The sequence below is a fragment of the Clostridium sp. TW13 genome (assembly GCF_024345225.1).
GTDB classification, from domain to species: Bacteria; Bacillota; Clostridia; order Clostridiales; family Clostridiaceae; genus Inconstantimicrobium; species Inconstantimicrobium mannanitabidum.
In genome coordinates, this window is the sequence record NZ_BROD01000001.1 from 965,556 (window position 1) to 983,333 (window position 17,778).

The 17,778-nt window shown below is 31.8% G+C and carries 29 protein-coding genes; all 29 read left to right on the forward strand.

Translation table 11 applies throughout. The features are described from left to right. Nucleotides 1-7 precede the first annotated feature (7 nt). Entirely contained in the window at nt 8-172 is a 165-nt protein-coding gene (locus OCU47_RS04580; protein ID WP_261827412.1) for a hypothetical protein, read from the forward strand. Beyond that, a complete protein-coding gene (locus tag OCU47_RS04585) occupies nt 166-351 on the forward strand; it encodes a hypothetical protein (RefSeq protein ID WP_261827413.1) in 186 nt (61 codons plus the stop codon). Before OCU47_RS04580 ends, OCU47_RS04585 begins: the two co-directional genes overlap by 7 nt. Before the next feature lie 8 nt (nt 352-359). Beyond that, nucleotides 360-881 (forward strand): hypothetical protein, encoded by a 522-nt coding sequence (locus tag OCU47_RS04590; RefSeq protein WP_261827414.1) that lies wholly within the window; start codon nt 360-362, stop codon nt 879-881. Continuing rightward, on the forward strand, nt 871-1,188 hold the full coding sequence (locus OCU47_RS04595; protein WP_261827415.1) for a hypothetical protein: 318 nt from the start codon (nt 871-873) through the stop codon (nt 1,186-1,188). Before OCU47_RS04590 ends, OCU47_RS04595 begins: the two co-directional genes overlap by 11 nt. Further along, a complete protein-coding gene (locus OCU47_RS04600; protein ID WP_261827416.1) occupies nt 1,181-1,570 on the forward strand; it encodes a single-stranded DNA-binding protein in 390 nt (129 codons plus the stop codon). Before OCU47_RS04595 ends, OCU47_RS04600 begins: the two co-directional genes overlap by 8 nt. Nucleotides 1,571-1,603: 33 nt before the next feature. After that, nucleotides 1,604-1,807, forward strand: a complete 204-nt coding sequence (locus tag OCU47_RS04605) for a hypothetical protein (protein ID WP_261827417.1) — start codon at nt 1,604-1,606, stop codon at nt 1,805-1,807. Between the two features lie 106 nt (nt 1,808-1,913). Further along, nucleotides 1,914-2,924 (forward strand): DNA cytosine methyltransferase, encoded by a 1,011-nt coding sequence (locus OCU47_RS04610; RefSeq protein WP_261827418.1) that lies wholly within the window; start codon nt 1,914-1,916, stop codon nt 2,922-2,924. A 15-nt stretch (nt 2,925-2,939) separates the two neighbouring features. Continuing rightward, nucleotides 2,940-3,206, forward strand: coding sequence for a hypothetical protein (locus tag OCU47_RS04615; RefSeq protein WP_261827419.1), 267 nt, complete (start codon nt 2,940-2,942; stop codon nt 3,204-3,206). Beyond that, the gene (locus OCU47_RS04620) at nt 3,206-3,808 is read left to right on the forward strand and encodes a nucleoside triphosphate pyrophosphohydrolase family protein (RefSeq protein ID WP_261827420.1); all 603 of its coding nucleotides are present in this window, start codon (nt 3,206-3,208) and stop codon (nt 3,806-3,808) included. The genes OCU47_RS04615 and OCU47_RS04620 overlap by 1 nt, the downstream gene beginning before the upstream one ends. Nucleotides 3,809-3,811: 3 nt before the next feature. Further along, nucleotides 3,812-4,039, forward strand: a complete 228-nt coding sequence (locus tag OCU47_RS04625) for a hypothetical protein (protein WP_261827421.1) — start codon at nt 3,812-3,814, stop codon at nt 4,037-4,039. A gap of 394 nt (nt 4,040-4,433) precedes the next feature. Continuing rightward, nucleotides 4,434-4,994, forward strand: coding sequence for a hypothetical protein (locus OCU47_RS04630; protein WP_261827422.1), 561 nt, complete (start codon nt 4,434-4,436; stop codon nt 4,992-4,994). Nucleotides 4,995-5,341: 347 nt separating this feature from the next. Beyond that, nucleotides 5,342-5,650 (forward strand): hypothetical protein, encoded by a 309-nt coding sequence (locus tag OCU47_RS04635; protein WP_261827423.1) that lies wholly within the window; start codon nt 5,342-5,344, stop codon nt 5,648-5,650. A 12-nt stretch (nt 5,651-5,662) separates the two neighbouring features. Further along, on the forward strand, nt 5,663-5,830 hold the full coding sequence (locus OCU47_RS04640) for a hypothetical protein (protein ID WP_261827424.1): 168 nt from the start codon (nt 5,663-5,665) through the stop codon (nt 5,828-5,830). A gap of 1 nt (nt 5,831) precedes the next feature. Next, nucleotides 5,832-6,308 (forward strand): HNH endonuclease, encoded by a 477-nt coding sequence (locus OCU47_RS04645; RefSeq protein WP_261827425.1) that lies wholly within the window; start codon nt 5,832-5,834, stop codon nt 6,306-6,308. A gap of 13 nt (nt 6,309-6,321) precedes the next feature. Then, on the forward strand, nt 6,322-6,591 hold the full coding sequence (locus OCU47_RS04650; protein WP_261827426.1) for a hypothetical protein: 270 nt from the start codon (nt 6,322-6,324) through the stop codon (nt 6,589-6,591). 18 nt (nt 6,592-6,609) lie between these two features. Further along, a complete protein-coding gene (locus OCU47_RS04655; RefSeq protein ID WP_261827427.1) occupies nt 6,610-6,774 on the forward strand; it encodes a hypothetical protein in 165 nt (54 codons plus the stop codon). Nucleotides 6,775-6,887: 113 nt separating this feature from the next. After that, nucleotides 6,888-7,259 (forward strand): phage terminase small subunit P27 family, encoded by a 372-nt coding sequence (locus tag OCU47_RS04660; protein ID WP_261827428.1) that lies wholly within the window; start codon nt 6,888-6,890, stop codon nt 7,257-7,259. Further along, complete coding sequence (locus tag OCU47_RS04665) at nt 7,256-8,935, forward strand: terminase large subunit (RefSeq protein ID WP_261827429.1); 1,680 nt, start codon at nt 7,256-7,258, stop codon at nt 8,933-8,935. Before OCU47_RS04660 ends, OCU47_RS04665 begins: the two co-directional genes overlap by 4 nt. A gap of 222 nt (nt 8,936-9,157) precedes the next feature. Then, nucleotides 9,158-10,408 (forward strand): phage portal protein, encoded by a 1,251-nt coding sequence (locus tag OCU47_RS04670; protein ID WP_261827430.1) that lies wholly within the window; start codon nt 9,158-9,160, stop codon nt 10,406-10,408. Continuing rightward, the gene (locus OCU47_RS04675) at nt 10,392-10,679 is read left to right on the forward strand and encodes a head-tail connector protein (protein WP_309297432.1); all 288 of its coding nucleotides are present in this window, start codon (nt 10,392-10,394) and stop codon (nt 10,677-10,679) included. The genes OCU47_RS04670 and OCU47_RS04675 overlap by 17 nt, the downstream gene beginning before the upstream one ends. After that, nucleotides 10,676-11,275: an HK97 family phage prohead protease gene (locus OCU47_RS04680; protein ID WP_261827431.1), complete on the forward strand. Its 600-nt coding sequence runs from the start codon at nt 10,676-10,678 to the stop codon at nt 11,273-11,275. Before OCU47_RS04675 ends, OCU47_RS04680 begins: the two co-directional genes overlap by 4 nt. A gap of 48 nt (nt 11,276-11,323) precedes the next feature. Beyond that, entirely contained in the window at nt 11,324-12,403 is a 1,080-nt protein-coding gene (locus tag OCU47_RS04685; protein WP_261827432.1) for a phage major capsid protein, read from the forward strand. Nucleotides 12,404-12,443: 40 nt separating this feature from the next. After that, nucleotides 12,444-12,773, forward strand: a complete 330-nt coding sequence (locus OCU47_RS04690) for a phage head closure protein (protein ID WP_261827433.1) — start codon at nt 12,444-12,446, stop codon at nt 12,771-12,773. Further along, nucleotides 12,774-13,121 carry a hypothetical protein gene (locus OCU47_RS04695; RefSeq protein WP_261827434.1) on the forward strand — a complete coding sequence of 116 codons (348 nt, stop codon included), beginning with the start codon at nt 12,774-12,776 and terminating at the stop codon, nt 13,119-13,121. Further along, complete coding sequence (locus OCU47_RS04700; protein ID WP_261827435.1) at nt 13,118-13,516, forward strand: HK97-gp10 family putative phage morphogenesis protein; 399 nt, start codon at nt 13,118-13,120, stop codon at nt 13,514-13,516. The genes OCU47_RS04695 and OCU47_RS04700 overlap by 4 nt, the downstream gene beginning before the upstream one ends. A gap of 14 nt (nt 13,517-13,530) precedes the next feature. Then, entirely contained in the window at nt 13,531-14,106 is a 576-nt protein-coding gene (locus OCU47_RS04705; protein ID WP_261827436.1) for a major tail protein, read from the forward strand. Nucleotides 14,107-14,172: 66 nt separating this feature from the next. Further along, nucleotides 14,173-14,523 (forward strand): hypothetical protein, encoded by a 351-nt coding sequence (locus OCU47_RS04710; protein ID WP_261827437.1) that lies wholly within the window; start codon nt 14,173-14,175, stop codon nt 14,521-14,523. Nucleotides 14,524-14,738: 215 nt separating this feature from the next. Beyond that, nucleotides 14,739-17,060, forward strand: coding sequence for a phage tail tape measure protein (locus tag OCU47_RS04715; protein WP_261827438.1), 2,322 nt, complete (start codon nt 14,739-14,741; stop codon nt 17,058-17,060). Nucleotides 17,061-17,064: 4 nt separating this feature from the next. Continuing rightward, nucleotides 17,065-17,778 (forward strand): distal tail protein Dit, encoded by a 714-nt coding sequence (locus OCU47_RS04720; protein WP_261827439.1) that lies wholly within the window; start codon nt 17,065-17,067, stop codon nt 17,776-17,778.

A 17,778-nucleotide genomic window follows, 5' to 3' on the forward strand; every position in this document is an offset into this window, starting at 1 on the left:
GGCAAACATGGAATTTAAAGAAGCTATAACTCAATTTAAAAACTATATAGCAGGGATAGAACTATCAAAGGAAACTTGTTTATACAACAGGAATGAAAGGTGTTCTTTAGATAATAAGAAATGCAAGTGTAAGGATTGCCAAAGCTACAAAAGGAAGTGTTTAAAGTGCTAAATAGAGAAGATGGAAAGCTAGAATTTAATCAAGCAAAGGCTGAAATAGAAATAGGAGATATACTCCACAAATGCTGGACAAAGGAAGAAGTTGAGTGGTTAAAAGAACAATTAAAGCCAATAGTTAAACAATTAGTGGATGAAAGAATAAAAAATATAGAACGTTGCAGGAGGAGTTAAAGGAAAAAATGATACTAGCAATTGATCCAGGAAATATAGAAAGTGCTTATGTTCTAATAAGAGAAAAAGATTTAGAACCTGTAAAATTTGCAAAGATTGAAAATAAAGCCTTGCTGGGTTATTTAAGGAGCCTATATGCAAACTATGACATTAAATATGCAGCTATAGAAATGGTAGCTAGTTATGGAATGGCAGTAGGGGCAACAGTTTTCGAAACTTGCGTGTGGATAGGCAGATTTTACGAAACTCTAAAAAATATAGATAGTGAGTGGGGAATTTCTGATATAACTTATATTTACCGCAAAGATGAAAAAATGAATTTGTGTGGCAGTATGAAAGCTAAAGATAGTAATATTATTCAAGCTTTAATCGATAGGTTTGCACCTAATGCTAGTAATAAAGGCAAGGGAACGAAGAAAAATCCAGAGTGGTTTTATGGATTTAAAAAAGATATTTGGCAAGCTTATGCTGTAGGTGTAACTTACCATGATATGTATCTAAATAAGGATGGTGGATTGATTGAAAATTAATATAGGAGATTATCTAATAGAAACAGATAACTTACAATTCATAGTTAAGTCTAAAAAGGTAATAGAAGAAAGCAGACTTACTAAGCAAGAAAATATAGGCAAAGAAGTTTATAAAGTAGTAGCATACTGTAGGAACTTTGAAGGTGCTTTGAAATTCATTCCACAGGACATTTTAAGGACTAATGACGATATAAATGTCATTAAGGAAAAACTACAGCTTATAAACGATTCTATAAAGGAGATTAAAGAAGTGCCACAAATTGAACATGATGAAATGAAAACATTAGGAGGGGAAGAAGTTGAATAAATATATAGTTAATGGAAACCTAGTAAAAGAAATAGATTTACAATTTGTAGCAGGAACAGGAACAGCAGTATTAAAAAATACAATAGCAAGTAAGAGAAAGTTTAAAGAAAAGGGAACAGATGAATATAAATCTGACTTTATTCCAGTAGTAGCATTTGGAAAGACAGCGGAGTTTATAGCCAATAACTTCATTAAAGGACAAGGTATACAGATAGAGGCAAGGATGCAGAGCGGAAGTTATGAAAAAGATGGAGTTAAGCATTATACACTAGAAGCAGTAGTAGAGAATGTAGAGTTTTATGGATCAAAGAAAAATCAAGGCAATACAAATAGCTTCGGTGAGGACATGACACCAGTTGACGATGGAGATATACCTTTTTAATACTTAGCTTGTAGAAAGGGTGAAGGTAGAGATATGAAACAAGAAAAAGGGCAGCAAAATTTCTTGGATCAAGGTTTTGGAAGAGATAAATGTTTATTCGATAGTAAATATCCATGTACACATTATTGGGCAGTATGGACTATGCAACTTTGTGAAGATAAAGATTGCGATAAGAAATGTTGTAAAGGATGCGAAGAAATGTGTGGGTATAGATGCAACGCATCAAATGATCTATAGAAATTTATAATTGCTACAGAGAATAAAAACTAAATAGGGAATAGAGAATAAAAGCTTTATTGTTATACTTCTCTATTCTCATATGAAAATCAAATGAGAGGTAAAAATGATTATAGTAAGTCTATTTGACGGTATAAGCTGCGGGAGAGTAGCTTTAGAAAGAGTAGGAATAAAAGTAGATAAATATTATTCAAGTGAAATTGATAAAAATGCAATATCTGTTACTAAAAATAATTATCCAGATAATATTCAATTAGGTGACGTAGTTAAATTAAAAAGGTTCTTAAAAGCTAAGATGTCAGTATTAAAAAAGCTTATTTTAAAAAATAATAAGTACGCAAAATTAATTTTAGAATTAAAAAACAATAAAATAGATTTGATTATTGGTGGAAGTCCATGTCAAGGGTTTTCAAAAGCAGGATTGCAATTAAACTTTAATGATCCAAGAAGTAAATTATTTTTTGAATACGTAGAAGTATTAGAAATTCTTAATCCTAAGCATTTCTTACTTGAAAATGTATGTATGAAACAAGAATATAGAGATATTATCTCAAGCTATTTAGGAGTACAGCCAATAAGGATAAATTCAAGTTTGGTGTCAGCGCAGAAAAGGGATAGGTTATATTGGACAAATATACCTGACGTTGAAGTTCCAGAAGATAAAGGAATATTACTAGAATCTATATTAGAAAATGGTGATGTGGATCAGGACAAAGCATATTGTTTAGATGCAAATTATTTTAAAGGAACTAATGTTAAAACATATTTAACTAAAAGCAAAAGACAAATTGTTTGGATGATTCCAGAAGCAACTAAAAAAGGCTATGTTGAGGTTTCAGAAGGTCAATGTATAGATTTAACTTTCATAAAGTCAAAAACAAGGCGTGGACGATTAATGATTGAAAAGAGTAATTGTCTTACAGCAACAAACTTTAATTATTGCAAGGTTACATCAGATTGGTTTAGAAAGTTAACTCCAGTAGAATGTGAAAGGCTGCAAACATTACCGGACAATTATACAGAAGGAATAAGTAATACACAAAGGTATAAATGTCTAGGGAATGGATGGACAGTTGATGTTATAACACACATCTTAAAAGGAATAAAAGAAAATTAATGAGAGGGTGAATTTATGTATATAGGTTGTAAAGTAAAAATAGAGAATGTAAGACTTAATAGAACAGAAATAGCAAGACCAAATGTAAAAGTCGGTGAGGTTGTGGCTATATATCCACATCATATTGTTATTCAGTATGAAAAGTTGGCTAGTAAAGAAAGTTTTAATTTTGCGGATGTATGCCAGCCAAGAGAAACATTATTAACTTTTAAGAAAGACAAAGAGTGGTTAAGAGTAAAAGCAGGCAGAGCAAGAGATTTTAAGGAATTAGGGTGGATATAATGAAAACTATGACAGAAAAGGATTGGGAAAAAGCCAAGGAATTAAGAGAAAGCGGAGCCAAGTATATAGTAATAGCTAAACAATTTGAAAAAACTCCGCAGACAATAAAGCAAGGATTAGATAGAAGATACGGAAAAGAAAATAACACAACGCAGACAGAAAAAGTAATGAAGTATTTAGAAGAACATCGAGAAACATATGAAAATAAGCTGGAATCTAAAGAAGGAATTAAAAAGTTAGCGAAACATTTTGGAATAAGTCCAGATACAGCAAAACATTATTATTATCAGTGGAGAATTGTTTACTTAAAAAAGAGATCACCATTAACAGCCAAACGAAGAAAAGTAGAACTTAAGAATATAGACTTAACAGGAATAACAGAAACAGAGGAATATGCAAAGCTGGCGGAAGAACATGGAGAGTTTATGACAGCCTTAGAGAAAAAGGACAAGGAAAACGCGATTGAGGAATTTTGGGACGTAGTGCAAGTATATCTAGGAATATTAGACATTGAATTAGGCATACCAGCGGACGAGATCACATTAGGGTATTCTAAGCACTTAGAAAAGATTAAAAATAGACCAAGAGCAAAGGAGAATTAGAAAATGTTATGTAGTTGGTTAACATGTAAATATAATTCAGCAGTAGTTAAAGATAATGCTTGGGTGTGTGACAAGGTAATAGAGGGTACAGAGTTAGGGACATGCAAATGTAAAGGTGAGCTCGCTTTGACAACTTATCAGTGTACAGAAAGGGAACAGCAGGAAGAAGAAGGATTATATTGTACAGGGTATGAAATCAAAGCAGATTTTAGAGTGTGTGAAGTTGAATAACAGGCAAAATGTAGCTAATACAAGGGCGACGGTAAATAAAAAACCAAGGAAGGCAAAACAGCCAACCTTGGCATGTACTAAAGCCCTATGTATTTACAAACCATATTAGCAAGAATACCTGCCAACACACCGCCTATAAATCCAGTAGTTAATAGCTTTACTACATCAATCTTTACGGTTAAAGTAAATTCAACCATAAACTCACCCCCCTTTTATTTTTTTAAAATTATTAATAAATTTAAAAAATAAAAAGGAGAGATAATAAAATGACAATTTGTACAAGCAAGCTGTACAAAAACATTGTACACTTTTTTACTATAAGTGTAAAGTATTACAATAATATTAATAAGCAGAAAGTAAATTGAAGTGATTCTAAAATCAAGCGAGGTGTAAAATGGATAAAGAGCAATTTAGAAAAATAGAATCAAGGTTATATAAATACTATAGGGATATAAAGCTAATAGAAAAGCTTAAAAGAAAAGTAGTATTACTATATAAGCAAGTAGAAGCAATATCAAAAGAGAAAGTAGAACTTAAACACATGAGCCTAGATACCTACACCAATTTAGGAGTGGACTACAGCAGAGAGAAAATACAAAGTAGTTCTACTGGTACAAGTGAAGCAGAGAGGGAAACAATAAAATATATAGACAAGTTAGAGAAAGAGAGAATAAATAAAATAAAGAAGATGCAAAAGACAAATTGCAGGATCAGAACAATAGAAGAAGAACAGGAAGACATGAGAAGCAATATAGAAATGCTCAACGAAGAAAATAAAAGGTTCCTGGAATGGAAGTATGGAGAACAAAAGTCAATGGATTGGATAGCAATAGAAATGTTCCAAGGTGCTAGAACTACAGCATATAGAAAAAGAGAAGAGATAATACAAGATTTGGGGCAATGGTCATACTTTAAAAAAAGTGGTACAAAAGTGGTACAAAGTTGGGATTTTTAAGCATAAAAGTAAGGTAAAATAGATATTGTAAGATTATTTCATTGAACCCCTCCTTATTAGATTAAAGCATCTAGTTAATTGCTAGGTGCTTTTTTGTTGCATAAAAATAGTAATGTTCTAACCAGTGCGAACAATAGGAGGATAAAGGAAAATAAAAAGCCGATAATTTTGACATAAACACGAACAATAGTAAATACATACCAATAAAAAATAATTTATAAAAGGAAGGTGAAATCTTCCTAAACACATATAGTACACATAGGTATGTCATGCAGCAATCACCATCAAAAAGAATTAGCAAGGGTGTGAGTATTGTTGCATGTTACATAATATAAGGAGGAAAAAAGATGAAATTTTTAATAACTGGAAGAAGAATTATTGAGCAATTAAAAGCTATGGACAGAAAATATTCAGCACTTTTGGAATTAGAAAATAAGCATCCTATAAAGAAAAAACTATATGGTACAGAATTTGAGATATGGACTAAACGTGACTTTGTGGAGTCTTATATGTCAACACATACAGAAACAGACATAGAAAAAGTAAATGAAAAATGGAATAAGCTAAGGAAAAATCATAACTTTATAATAGTAAGTATAAAGCCAAATGAAATATGTTTTTACAGTGTAGATTATTTTAATAAAGTATTTTGTTAAAGGAGAGATAGTATGTTTATTTTAGAATTAATTTTATTATTCATATCTGTACTTGTAATAATAACAATGACTAAAGAATTAATAAAAAGTTATGATGCAACAGAAAGGGCAAGTTATTGTGTAGCAATAGCAATTTTCTTAATGGTTTTAGCAGAACAAATATTATTATTAAGTAAATAAAATGCCAATATTAAAACAATGCAGTTATAGAAATTGTATAAAGATAGTAGATCAAGATACAAAGTATTGTGAGTATCATGCTAAGAGAGCAGCAAAAGAAGAAAAAGAAAGATATAGAGTGTATCAGAATAAGCGCAGACATGATGCAGAACAGAAAGTATACCAAGACTTTTACAGTTCTAGTCCATGGCTAAATCTAAGTGAAACCATAAAAAGACATTTCTTTGGTATGTGTGTAATATGTTGGGTAAGAAATAAAACAAATAGAAGTAAAATAAATGAATGTAGTACAACACATCATATAGAGGAATTAAGCGATAGATATGATTTAAGATTAGATGAAGACAACTTAATATGCTTATGTAGTAAGTGCCACCAAAGAACACACGTTGAATATAACAATGGTGAGAAGGAAAAGGAACAAATGAAAAAGATATTGTATTCAGCAGTAGAGAAGTTTAATGAAGAATATTATTAAGGAGAGTAAGAGAATGAATTATAAAGAATCATTATTGAACATGATAGACATAGCTATAGATAATAAAAGTAAGTATATAGCAGTAGTGGTTGTCAATGCAAATAGCAAAGGTAGAGAGCTAATAATAAATCCTACAGATAACTTTGATTATAAGAAAGAATACTATAACAACGCTTATGATGATACCCTTAAACTAAAAGCATGTAAGGACATAAGCATAGTAGCTTTTGCTCATGACAGTGATTTAAGCCAGCTTGCTTACAAACTAAGATATTGGCTTTAGAATGGAAGGAGAGATACTATGTTTATAAAGGCAATGGCAGTAATAGCGACTATAAGTACAGTGATGGATGTACGATATGTAATCAAACGAAATGATATTAAGAAGTTAAAGTCTATTGCAGCGTTCAATAGCTTTTTATTATGTTTATTTTTTATTGGAATGATTTTCGGAAAAGTAAATTAAATACCCGGGGGAGGGTGACTCTTTAATTTTTGTGTTGCGGAAGTCGCAATGGTAATCTAGCGTGAGTTATTTCGCAATATTTTACAAGGGGTGGTTTGAAAGGAAGTGGTAGGATGGCAAAAAAAGCACCAGAAAGTTTAGGGACAATAGGTCAAAAAGAATGGAAAAGAATGTACAAGTTAATAGAAAAAGAGTGCAAAGATTTTACAGACAAAGACCTTGCATTATTAGAAGTCTACTGTAAGAACTATGAAAAGTGGATAAATGCAGAAAAGTTTTTAGACGAACATGGCTATAGTTATATATGTTCTACTGGGTACCCTTCACCATACCCCGAAGTGACAATATCTAATAATGCACAAAAACAAATGATGTCAGCAATGAGAGAACTTGGTTTAAGCCCTGCCGCACGATCTAAAATTAAGCAGCTAATAAAGCCTAATTCTAATGTAGATGAAGAAATGGACAGGATGATTGCTAAATGATAAGCAAAGAATTAAAAGAAAGCTTAAAACTAATTAAAAAAAACATAGAATATCAAACAAATTACAAACTCGATCATGCTATAAAGAAGCAGCAAGAAAAGTATGACAACGATAAATACTTTTTTGATGTTGAAGAAGCACATCGAGTTTTTGATTTTATAAGTAAGCTTACTTTAGATAAGGGCAAGAAAGGACAGAAAGTAAAACTATTAAGATTTCAATTCAATATACTTACTTCTATTTTATGTGTTAAGGATAGAGAAACAGGTTTCAGAAGATTTAAAGAAGCACATTTAAATATTGGTCGTAAGAATGGAAAAGGAAGTTTAGTAACTTGGATAATGATTTATCTATTCTTTACAGAGCCGGTTTATGGAGCGGAATATATTATCGTTGCTAATACAAGAGATCAAGCTACTAATTTATATAACAGTATATTAATAACTATAAAGAATAATGAAACTCTTAAGGGGTATGTAAAAATCACAGAAAGCAAAAAGATGATAGAACGTAAGAAGTTCAATAGTACGTTAAGGGTATTGAGTAATGATGGTTCTAACCTAGACAGTTACGCTTCGTATATAGTTGTGTTGGATGAAGTTCATGAATATGCAAGTGATGAAGCATACTCGAAATTGATAACAGGTATGGGACTTTGGGATAATCCAATTATGTTCACTACAACAACGGCATCCAGCGGAGAAGATGAAACAAACTTAGAGTATCAAATGTACAGTTATTCTAAAAAGCTAGAAACTGGAGATATAGAAGACGGTGACGATACTTTTTTCTATGATATTTACGAAGCTGAAAAAGGTTGCGACATAATGGATGTTAAGCAATGGATAGCAGCAAATCCAGCATTAGGAATATTTAAAAAGATAGACGATTTTATTAAACTTGCCAAGAAAGCAGTAAACATGAAAACTTTTGAAGCTAAGTTTAGAAGGTTGTACTTAAATCAGCATGTCGCCACAGATAATATAAAGAACGCTATTAATATGGAACTATGGAATAAAGCCTTAAGAGATGTAAACCTAAAAGAGTTAATAGGTATGAAAGCATGGAGCGGTATGGACTTGTCTAGTAAGAATGATATTACTGGATTTGTACAAACTTTTTACGATGAGAGCAACGATAAGTATATAGTTTACCCACATTTATTTACGCCGCTTGATACTTTGCAGGAGCGTGAGGAAGAAGACGGCAACACATATACAACTTGGGTTAAAGATAAACAATTAATAGCGTTTGAGGGGCGATATATAAAGTTTAATGAGGTACTAGAGTATATTATGAAGCTTGATGAAGACAATCCAACCGAAAAATTAGGGTTTGACCGTTGGGGAACTCCAACTATTTTAAATGTATTAGAAAGTAACTGGACTGTTATTCCGCTAGGTCAAGGCACCGTTACAATGACACAGGCAATTAATATATTTGAAAATCTATTAGCTGATGAAAGATTAATAATTGCAAATAATGCTACATTTAACTTTATGGCAAAGAACTGTATAGCAATAGTAACAGAAAGCGGGGTTAAATACAGTAAATTAAAATCTAAACTAAAGATAGATGGAATTATTGCATTGCTAATGAGCCTATTATTAGCAGTATGTGACAATGATGTGGAACATTACAACGCTATTGATGCTTTAGATAAGATGGATTGGTAAGAAAAGGGGTGAAAATGTGAAGGAAAAACTAAATAATTTACTCAAAAAGACCGTTTCGAATGAGTTGTTTATCATTGAAACGATCTTTTTTATTGGGGTTTTTATCATTGTTTTCACTAATTTTATTGTAAATTTGGTGCTTGGATTGTACTTTTTAGGTGTGATTTTAATACTTTTCAGCGTGTTTTTATTTAAATTTCCAATAAAAAGAGGTGATAAACAGTGATATTTGACAGAATACAAGAGAAAAGAGAAACAGACGTAAACGAATGGAAAACTATATATAGCTTTGAGAATGGTTATGATGTTACACCTTTTGGTTTGGAAATGAAAGAGAGTGTTTATTTTACTTGTATAAAAATAATAGCTGAATCAATAGCGAAATGTAATCTGCAAGTTAAACAAAAAACTGATAAGGGCGAAATACTTGGAGAAGATCATTACCTTTACGAAATGTTAAGCTTAAGACCTAATGCTTATATGAACGCTATTGATACACTCAAAACTTTTGTTGCTTTATCTAAACATTATGGTTATTCCGGCATGTTTATAAATAGACAAGGCAGCAAAATAGAGGGATTATATCCAGTTAGAATAACTAATTGTACCATAGACGATGCTGGATTAATAAAAAGCACTAAGCAAAATAAAATATTGTGGGATTTTCAAGGCGTAAACGGCGAAATTGGATCATGTTTCGATAAAGAAATACTTATCTTAAGAGATTTTACACTGGATGGAATAAAGGGAAAATCTAATAGAACTATACTTTCGGAAAGCTTAGATACAAGCATAAAGAGCCAAAATTACCTCAATAAACTGTTTAGTAATGGACTTACTAACAAAATAGTGGTTCAAATGACTTCTGATATCAAAGAAGAGAAGGAAATAAAGAAAGTCCAAGATAAGTTTGATAGAATCTACCAAAATAATGGAAGAGTATTCACAGTTCCAGCAGGCTATAACGTAAGTTCTTTAAATTTATCTTTAAGTGATGCACAGTATACAGAACTTAGAAAGCTATCAAAAGAAGAAATTGCAGCAAGCTTTATAGTTCCACTTTCTAAACTTGGCATAATGAGAGATACAGCAGTAAGTGAAGAACAGGATAATATAAAATTCTTAACAGATTGCTTGCTAATTATCTTTGAACAGATTGAACAGGAAATGGATTGGAAGCTTTTAACCCCACAGGATCGTGCAAAAGGCTACAAGATAAGGTTTAATATTAGTACATTATTGCGAACAGATGCAAAAACACAATCAGAGGTTATTTGCAATTATGTTAAGAATGGAATTTATGACCTAGAATACGCTAGAGATATTGTGGGGGTAAAGAAAATAGACGATGATATGATAATTACTTTACCAAGCGGTCAAGTTTTATTAAAAGACTTGTTAGCAGGTAATGTAAGTTATCAAAATAACAAAGAACCAACTCAAAAAGAAGGTGATAATGTTGACACTCAATGATGTTAAAGAATATCTAAAAATTGATTATACCGAGGAAGATAATTATTTAACTAATTTGATAGAAGTATCACAAATTTACATCGATTCTATGGTCGGTGAAGCTTACAAGATAGACACAAAAGCCACTAAGTTGGCAGGATTATTACAAATGAAACTTATATCAGATATGTATGATAACAGAGGAACAGAGATTGAAGCCAAGACTAAGAAAGATATGATAGTTACAAGTATCTTAGATAAATTAAGTAATTATACCGAGGTGATAGTTTGAGAATTGAAATAAGAGAAGATAGTGTTTTGATAGCAGGCTATGTCAATGCAGTTGAGAGAGATAGCAGGGCATTGAGTTCGCCGCAAGGCTCATTTGTAGAACAGGTTAGAAGTGGAGTGTGGCAAAATGCTATAAATAAAAATCCGGATATTGCTGTTCTATTAAACCATGATTGGAATAGAAAACTAGGATCAACTAAAGATAATCTTAAGCTTAAAGAAGACAATATCGGACTTTATGCAGAAGCTAGAATTTACGATAAAGATGTAATTCAAAAAGCAAAAGACAAGAAACTAAGCGGCTGGTCATTTGGCTTTAAAGCTAATAAACAAAGCTGGGGGAAAAGTGATGCAGGAACAGAAAGAAGGTACTTGGATGATGTTGATTTGTTTGAAGTTTCTATATTAGATGATACGCGAACACCAGCTTATTACGGTACTTCCGTAGAAGCGAGGGACAATGAGGAAATTTGCATTGAGCAAAGATTTGTAAAAGATGAAATTGAGATTATTACAGCAGATACAAAGGAAGAAGAAAAAAGAGAAGATGAAACAGAATTAAAACTTAAGTTATTAAATTTAGAACTGGAATTATAACAGTTCTTTTTTTATGCAATTTTCTAAATATGAAAGTGAGGAATTAAAATGAATTTAAAAGAATTATTGGCATTATTAGACGGTAAAAAGGCAGAAATAAGAAGTTATATTGCTGCTAAAGATGTGGAAAACGCTGAAAAAGCCACACAAGAAAAGAGAGATTTAGAGAAACTTATAACAGCAGCAAAAGAACTTGAAGAAGAAGAAAAAAGAGATTTAGAAACACAAAGAGATAATAAAAAGACTTTAGGTGAAGAAGTTAATGAAATGAGATCAATAACCAAGAAGGTACTTGGCGAGGAAATGACAGCAGAGGAAAGAGCAATAGTAAAAACAACAGATAATGCAGCAGTATTACCAAAACAATTTATAAATCAATTAATGCAAATTGAAAAAGGATACGGATCACTTGAAGAGTATGTTGATGTTATCCCGGTTACAAAGAATGAGGGAACAATGCCAGTTTCTATAGTAGATGAAACTGAATTACCGGATGTTTTAGAGGGTGATGATATTACTGATTCATCTTTAACAACTTCTGATATAGCCTTTAAATGTTCTAAGGTTGGAGAAATTTATACTTTAACAAGTGAATTAGTTGATGATGCAGAAGCTGAAATTGAAGGGCTGGCACAAAATAATTTCACAGCAAAAACAGTTAGAACTAAGAATGCAAGGATCACCAAGGTTATAAAGGATAATGCGGTTGCATTTACAGGAGTAGGAAGCTATGAGGACATAAACACAGTTATAGATAAGGCTGTTCCAGCAGTAAAAGCTAGATTAGTGACATTTACAAATCCAACTGGATATTCTTTGTTGAAGAATATGAAAGATGCACAAAAAAGACCATTAAATCTAGTTACAGAAATAAATGGAAAGTACTATTTCAATAACAAAGAATTAGTTGTTGTGGATGAAACTTTATTACCAACAGAAGCAACTAAAACTGCTACTTTTTATGTGTGCAATTCTAAAGAATTAGTAAAACTTTTCAAGAGAAACGAAATAACAATAGCAAGAAGTACAGAAGCAGGGTTCAACAATGATACTATTAAATTAAGAGTTCTAGGCAGATTTGGAGTATCAAAAGGATATGCAAGAAACTGCTATGTAATATCATTCTAATTTTTGAGTGGCTTAGCGCCACTCTTTTTGAGGTGATGTTATGTTAGAAACAAGCAAAATGAATAATAGAATTCTAATAGAAAACAGAACAATATCAAAAGTTAAAGGTGTGCCAACTGATGTATGGAATGCCTTTTATTCTTGTTGGTGTTTTATAAATAGCTTATATGGTAGTGAATTATATAAAGCATTAGAAATAAGAGAGGAAAATGTACTTAACTTTACAGTTAGATATAGTAAAAATTTAGAGGTTTTAAATACTAAAGATTACAGAGTGGTTTGGAAAGATAGAGTATTTAACATAATTGCAATAGATTTTTACGGATTTACTAAAGAAAAAATAACAATAAAGGCTAAAGAGGTGGTTTAGATGGACATTGTAGAAAAAGTAGATGATGTATTATCAACATTACTTAAGCCACTTGGAATAGAAAGCTTTTACGGATGGTATGACAAGGATATCAATGATACTCATGTAACTTTTATATTGGTTAGTGATACCGAAGAAGACTATTCAGACGATGAAGCAGAAAGTATAAATTATCTAATTCAAGTTGATATTTGGAGCAAACAAAACATGGAAACATTGAAAGAAAACATAAAAGCAACTATGAAAACATTGGATAATTGCACATATGAGAGTGGAGCAGACTTATACGAAGATGATGTAAAGATATATCATAAAGCTTTAAGGTTTAATTTTTGGGTGGAAATATGAGTACGAATGATTTTGAAGTTGAAGGACTAGACACTTTACTTAGAAAATTAGAGAACTTGGGAAAAGAAGGGGCAGTTATAAAAGCCGAGTCTTTAAAAGAAGCAGTTGAGCCAGTTTTGAAGGACATGAAAAACACTACAAAATTTAAAGATAGGACAGGGAAACTAAGAGAAAGCCTAAAAGTAAGTCCAGTTAAAAAAACATCATTTGGCTATATGGTGTGGGTAGGCGATGTAGATAATAAAACAAAGTATTCTTGGTATGTTGAATATGGAAGTACTAAAAGTAAGCCACATGATCCAAGAGAATTTGTTAGATTAGCATATAGCAATAACAAAGATAAAATTTTTAAGAGGTTAAAAGAAGCAATAGAAAACAACTTAAAGAAATTATAGAAAGGAAGTATAGAATGAGTAGACAAATAGGTTTAAAAGATTTTAGTATAGCAGTTCTAAAAACTGATGATATATCAGGGGTAACATATGATGCAGTTAAAAAATTAGAGAGATCAGTTTCAGCGAAAATAACACCTAAAACAGATTCATCCCCTCAATATAGTGATGATTCTTTGGAAGAAGTAATAAACAGTTTTTCTTCTGTAGATGTAGAAATAGAATTAAATCAATTATCTTTAGCAAGTAGAGCAATTTTGCTAGGCAAGACACTTATTAATGGTGTTATGGTAGAAAATAAGGATGATGTAACAACTTCCCCTTATGTTGCTTTGATATTTAAATCTAAAAAGAGTAACGGTGCTTATAGATATGTTTGTTTGTATAAAGGTAAATTTGAATTAGCAGAGGAAGATTATGAAACAACAGCAGATAAAATAAAGGCTCAAACTGCTAAATTAAAAGGCACATTCATGCCAAGGCAATTTGATGGTAATTGGAGATTAATCGGTGACAGTGATGCAACAGGGGCAGTAGTAGCAGATTTAGATAAATGGTTTACTACAGTGCCTACCGTTCCAGTAGCAGCATAAAAATAAATTATTTCGAGAGTAGTTAATTACTACTCTCTTTATTTTTTGAAAGAAAGGTGAAGCAGAATGGCAAAGAAAAAAGTAACTGCAAAAGAATTGCAAGGTAAGAAACCAGTAACTTTGGAGATAGGCGGAAAAGAATATGAATTAACATATAATTTCGGAGTTTTGGGAGAATTAGAGGAATGTTACGGGACTGTAGAAAAAGCTATGCAAGAACTACAGAAAGGTAAAATCAAAGCTATAAGTAGATGGATTTGGGCGAACATGCTCGTACAGGATGATAATGAGAATTTGACAGTAAGACAAGTCGAGAGAATGTTGAATGTTGATTTCATGGAAAGAGTTATAGAAAAAATGAATTTAGCTATGGAACAAAGTTTTGGCGATCCTACAGGTGAAGAGTTGGGGGAATAGATACGTCCGATTCCGAAAAAGGTTGGGATTGGACGAGAAGCTTATATATTTGGCGCAAAAAACTAGGGTTTGAAGAAGAAAAGTTTTGGAAAACAACGCCTAGAATGTTTACAGAATATTTAGAAGTTCTGCAAGAAATTAATGATCCAGAAGGGCAACAAGAAAAAGAAACAGGTTTTATTGATGATATTTTATTTTAGAAGCGAGGTGAGAGAATGGCAGATGAAATACAAGGTTTAGCGGTCAAAACTACCATAAGTGATGATTTGTTTACGAAAGGTGTAAGTAAAATTAATGCTAGTATGAAGCTTTTACAAAGTGAATTTAAGGCAAGTAGCGAACATTTGAAAACATTCGGAACGGCTTCACAGCAATTAAGTGTTAAAAGTGAAAATTTAAACAAAGCCATAGAACTGCAAAAGCAAAAAGTAAAAGCACTTCAAGAAAGTTACCAAAAGTCTAAAACAGAGTGTGGAGAGTTCGCTAATTCTACTATGAGCGCTGGAACTAAAGTAAATAATGCGGTCGCTCAACTTGCTAAAATGCAAAACGAGTTAAAATCTGTAGATGCAGAACTTAAAAAAGCCGAAGCAGATGAAAAGAAGCTAGGAATAAGTGAAGGATTAAATAAGTTTAGCACCAAAATAGATAATGTGGTTGGCAAATTTAAAAAATTAGCTGTGCCTTTAGTTGGAGCAGGTGTTGCAAGTGGGAAAATGGCTATGGATTTTGAAGATAGCATGGCAAAAGTAAATACTATAAGCGATAGCACGCAAGTGCCACTTGATACATTAAGAAAACAAATTTTAAAACTTAGTAGCGATACTGGCATAAGCGCAGATGAAATAGCTAATAACGTATATGATGCAATAAGTGCTGGTCAAAAAACTGGAGATGCCGTAAACTTTGTGTCCAATAGTACTAAACTAGCAAAAGCAGGATTTGCAGAAGCAGGGCAGTCATTAGATGCTTTAACAACAATATTAAATGCTTATAAACTTAAAGCAAGCGAAGTTAATAATGTAAGTGATATTCTAATTCAGACTCAGAATGTTGGTAAAGTGACTGTTGGAGAATTAAGTAATGATATTGGTAAAGTAATACCTACTGCATCTGCATTAGGAGTAAATTTAAAGCAGTTAGGTGCAAGTTATGCGTTAATGACTTCTAATGGTATTAAATCTGCAGAAGCAACAACTTATTTAAACAGTATGTTAAATGAGCTTGGCAAATCTGGAACTGTAAGTGATAAGTCATTAAGACAAATTACAGGGCAATCTTTCAAGCAATTAACAGCTGGTGGGAAAAACATAAGCGATGTATTAAATATACTAAATAATAATGCCAAGAAAAGTGGAAAATCTTTAAGTGATATGTTTGGAAATGCAGAAGCAGGAAAAGCAGCACTAGTATTAAGCCAAAATGCAGGACAAGATTACTCAAAAACATTAAAAGATATGGGTAATGTAGCAGGAGCAACAGAACAAGCATTTGATAAAGTTAATAATACAGATGGACAAAAGTTTAGAAAAAGCTTAAACGAAGGAAAAAATGCAATGATACAATTCGGTGATACTGCATCTCCTATTATCGATGTTTTTTCTAGTAATTTAAGTAGTTTGACTAAATGGTTAAATAGCTTAGATAATGGACAAAGAAAAGTAGTGTTAGGTTTAGGTACTTTTACTTTAGGAGCAGGTGCAACATTAATAGGTATTAGCAAATTAAGCAAAGGTATTATAGCTATTACAGATGGCATTAATATATTAAAAAGTAGTACATTAATTGCAAATGGAGCAACAAAAATGATGACATTAGCACAAGGAGCATTAAATATTGTTATGAATGCCAATCCAATAGGCTTAGTGGTACTGGCTATAACCGCTTTAGTAGCAGGATTTATATTGGCTTACAATAAGTGCGAATGGTTTAGAAACATGGTTAATGGTGCTTTTAAGGCTATAGGTGGAGCAATAAAGTGGGCTTTAAATGAGGTCGTAGGATTTATTAAAAATTGGGGAGCAGAAATATTAATTCCGATTGCTCCTTTTATCGGTATTCCACTTACTATTATGAAACATTGGGGGCAGATAAAAGAATTTTTCGGGAATTTAGGAACTTGGCTAAAACAAAAACTTAAAGATATGTTCCATTTTGATTTGCCACATATTCCGTTACCACACTTTAACATCGATGGTAAGTTTAGCTTGACACCTCCAAGTATACCAACCTTAGGGGTTAAATGGTATGCAAAAGGTGGTATTATGACACAACCAACGCTATTCGGCATGGATGGTAATAACGCAATGGTCGGCGGAGAAGCAGGACACGAAGCAGTTTTACCGTTATCTTTACTATGGCAACAACTTAATTCTAATTTTAATAGATTGGAGCAAAGATTAAATTCTAATTCTAGTGTTCCTATCTATGTAAATATTACTGTAGATAATAATTTAGATAGTAAAAAGTTAAGCAATTTAGTTACAACAAAAGTAATTAAAGCAATAGATAAAAACAAGGATAGAAAGAGGGTGTAGAAGGGTGTTTTTTGTATATTTCAATGGCAAGAGAGATTTAGACTTAGGGATAAAGACAATTAAACGTCCTTCTATTCCAATTCCTAAAAAGCGATATAAAACAACAACAGTAAGTGGGAAAGATGGAGATTATTACACTACAAATGGAGAATACGAGGATATAACAATTCCCGTTGATTTTAATTTTATAGATAGAACTAATTTTCACGCTAAGTGTAGGCAGATTGATAAATGGTTAAATAAAATAAAAGATTATCAGCTTAAATTTAGTGATGATTTAGGCGTTTTTTATAAGGTAAAAAAAATTGAGTGTGACGAGATAGAAAGAGTTTATAAAGTCTTGGGTAAGTTTACTGTAAAATTTACTTGCGATCCGTATGCTTGGTTAGTAGAAGGGCAACAAAGTATAACTTTGAATGGCAATAATATAATTAATGATTTTGAAGCAACTAAACCAATTTATATTATTAATGCAGAAGGTTTAATAACTCTAAAGGTAAATGGTAAAGAAGTTACTATAAATGTGGGACAACAGGTAACAATTAATACAGAATTGCAACTATGCTTTAAGAATAAAGAGTTAATAAATCTGGCTTTAAAGACAGGGAAATTTGAAGATTTATATTTAAATGAAGGTATAAATACTATTGAGTATTCGGTAGGAACTAGTGGAACGCTAGCAAGTATTCAACTAATTCCTAACTGGAAAACATTATAG

Coding starts and splice junctions, on each gene's coding strand:
- OCU47_RS04660 (WP_261827428.1), top strand. CDS start 6,888: ATGGCAAAAAAAGCACCAGAAAGTTTAGGGACAATAGGTCAAAAAGAA.
- OCU47_RS04610 (WP_261827418.1), top strand. CDS start 1,914: ATGATTATAGTAAGTCTATTTGACGGTATAAGCTGCGGGAGAGTAGCT.
- OCU47_RS04675 (WP_309297432.1), top strand. CDS start 10,392: ATGTTGACACTCAATGATGTTAAAGAATATCTAAAAATTGATTATACC.
- OCU47_RS04645 (WP_261827425.1), top strand. CDS start 5,832: ATGCCAATATTAAAACAATGCAGTTATAGAAATTGTATAAAGATAGTA.
- OCU47_RS04605 (WP_261827417.1), top strand. CDS start 1,604: ATGAAACAAGAAAAAGGGCAGCAAAATTTCTTGGATCAAGGTTTTGGA.
- OCU47_RS04590 (WP_261827414.1), top strand. CDS start 360: ATGATACTAGCAATTGATCCAGGAAATATAGAAAGTGCTTATGTTCTA.
- OCU47_RS04705 (WP_261827436.1), top strand. CDS start 13,531: ATGAGTAGACAAATAGGTTTAAAAGATTTTAGTATAGCAGTTCTAAAA.
- OCU47_RS04650 (WP_261827426.1), top strand. CDS start 6,322: ATGAATTATAAAGAATCATTATTGAACATGATAGACATAGCTATAGAT.
- OCU47_RS04715 (WP_261827438.1), top strand. CDS start 14,739: ATGGCAGATGAAATACAAGGTTTAGCGGTCAAAACTACCATAAGTGAT.
- OCU47_RS04665 (WP_261827429.1), top strand. CDS start 7,256: ATGATAAGCAAAGAATTAAAAGAAAGCTTAAAACTAATTAAAAAAAAC.
- OCU47_RS04615 (WP_261827419.1), top strand. CDS start 2,940: ATGTATATAGGTTGTAAAGTAAAAATAGAGAATGTAAGACTTAATAGA.
- OCU47_RS04685 (WP_261827432.1), top strand. CDS start 11,324: ATGAATTTAAAAGAATTATTGGCATTATTAGACGGTAAAAAGGCAGAA.
- OCU47_RS04700 (WP_261827435.1), top strand. CDS start 13,118: ATGAGTACGAATGATTTTGAAGTTGAAGGACTAGACACTTTACTTAGA.
- OCU47_RS04690 (WP_261827433.1), top strand. CDS start 12,444: ATGTTAGAAACAAGCAAAATGAATAATAGAATTCTAATAGAAAACAGA.
- OCU47_RS04580 (WP_261827412.1), top strand. CDS start 8: ATGGAATTTAAAGAAGCTATAACTCAATTTAAAAACTATATAGCAGGG.
- OCU47_RS04635 (WP_261827423.1), top strand. CDS start 5,342: ATGAAATTTTTAATAACTGGAAGAAGAATTATTGAGCAATTAAAAGCT.
- OCU47_RS04640 (WP_261827424.1), top strand. CDS start 5,663: ATGTTTATTTTAGAATTAATTTTATTATTCATATCTGTACTTGTAATA.
- OCU47_RS04625 (WP_261827421.1), top strand. CDS start 3,812: ATGTTATGTAGTTGGTTAACATGTAAATATAATTCAGCAGTAGTTAAA.
- OCU47_RS04655 (WP_261827427.1), top strand. CDS start 6,610: ATGTTTATAAAGGCAATGGCAGTAATAGCGACTATAAGTACAGTGATG.
- OCU47_RS04630 (WP_261827422.1), top strand. CDS start 4,434: ATGGATAAAGAGCAATTTAGAAAAATAGAATCAAGGTTATATAAATAC.
- OCU47_RS04620 (WP_261827420.1), top strand. CDS start 3,206: ATGAAAACTATGACAGAAAAGGATTGGGAAAAAGCCAAGGAATTAAGA.
- OCU47_RS04710 (WP_261827437.1), top strand. CDS start 14,173: ATGGCAAAGAAAAAAGTAACTGCAAAAGAATTGCAAGGTAAGAAACCA.
- OCU47_RS04695 (WP_261827434.1), top strand. CDS start 12,774: ATGGACATTGTAGAAAAAGTAGATGATGTATTATCAACATTACTTAAG.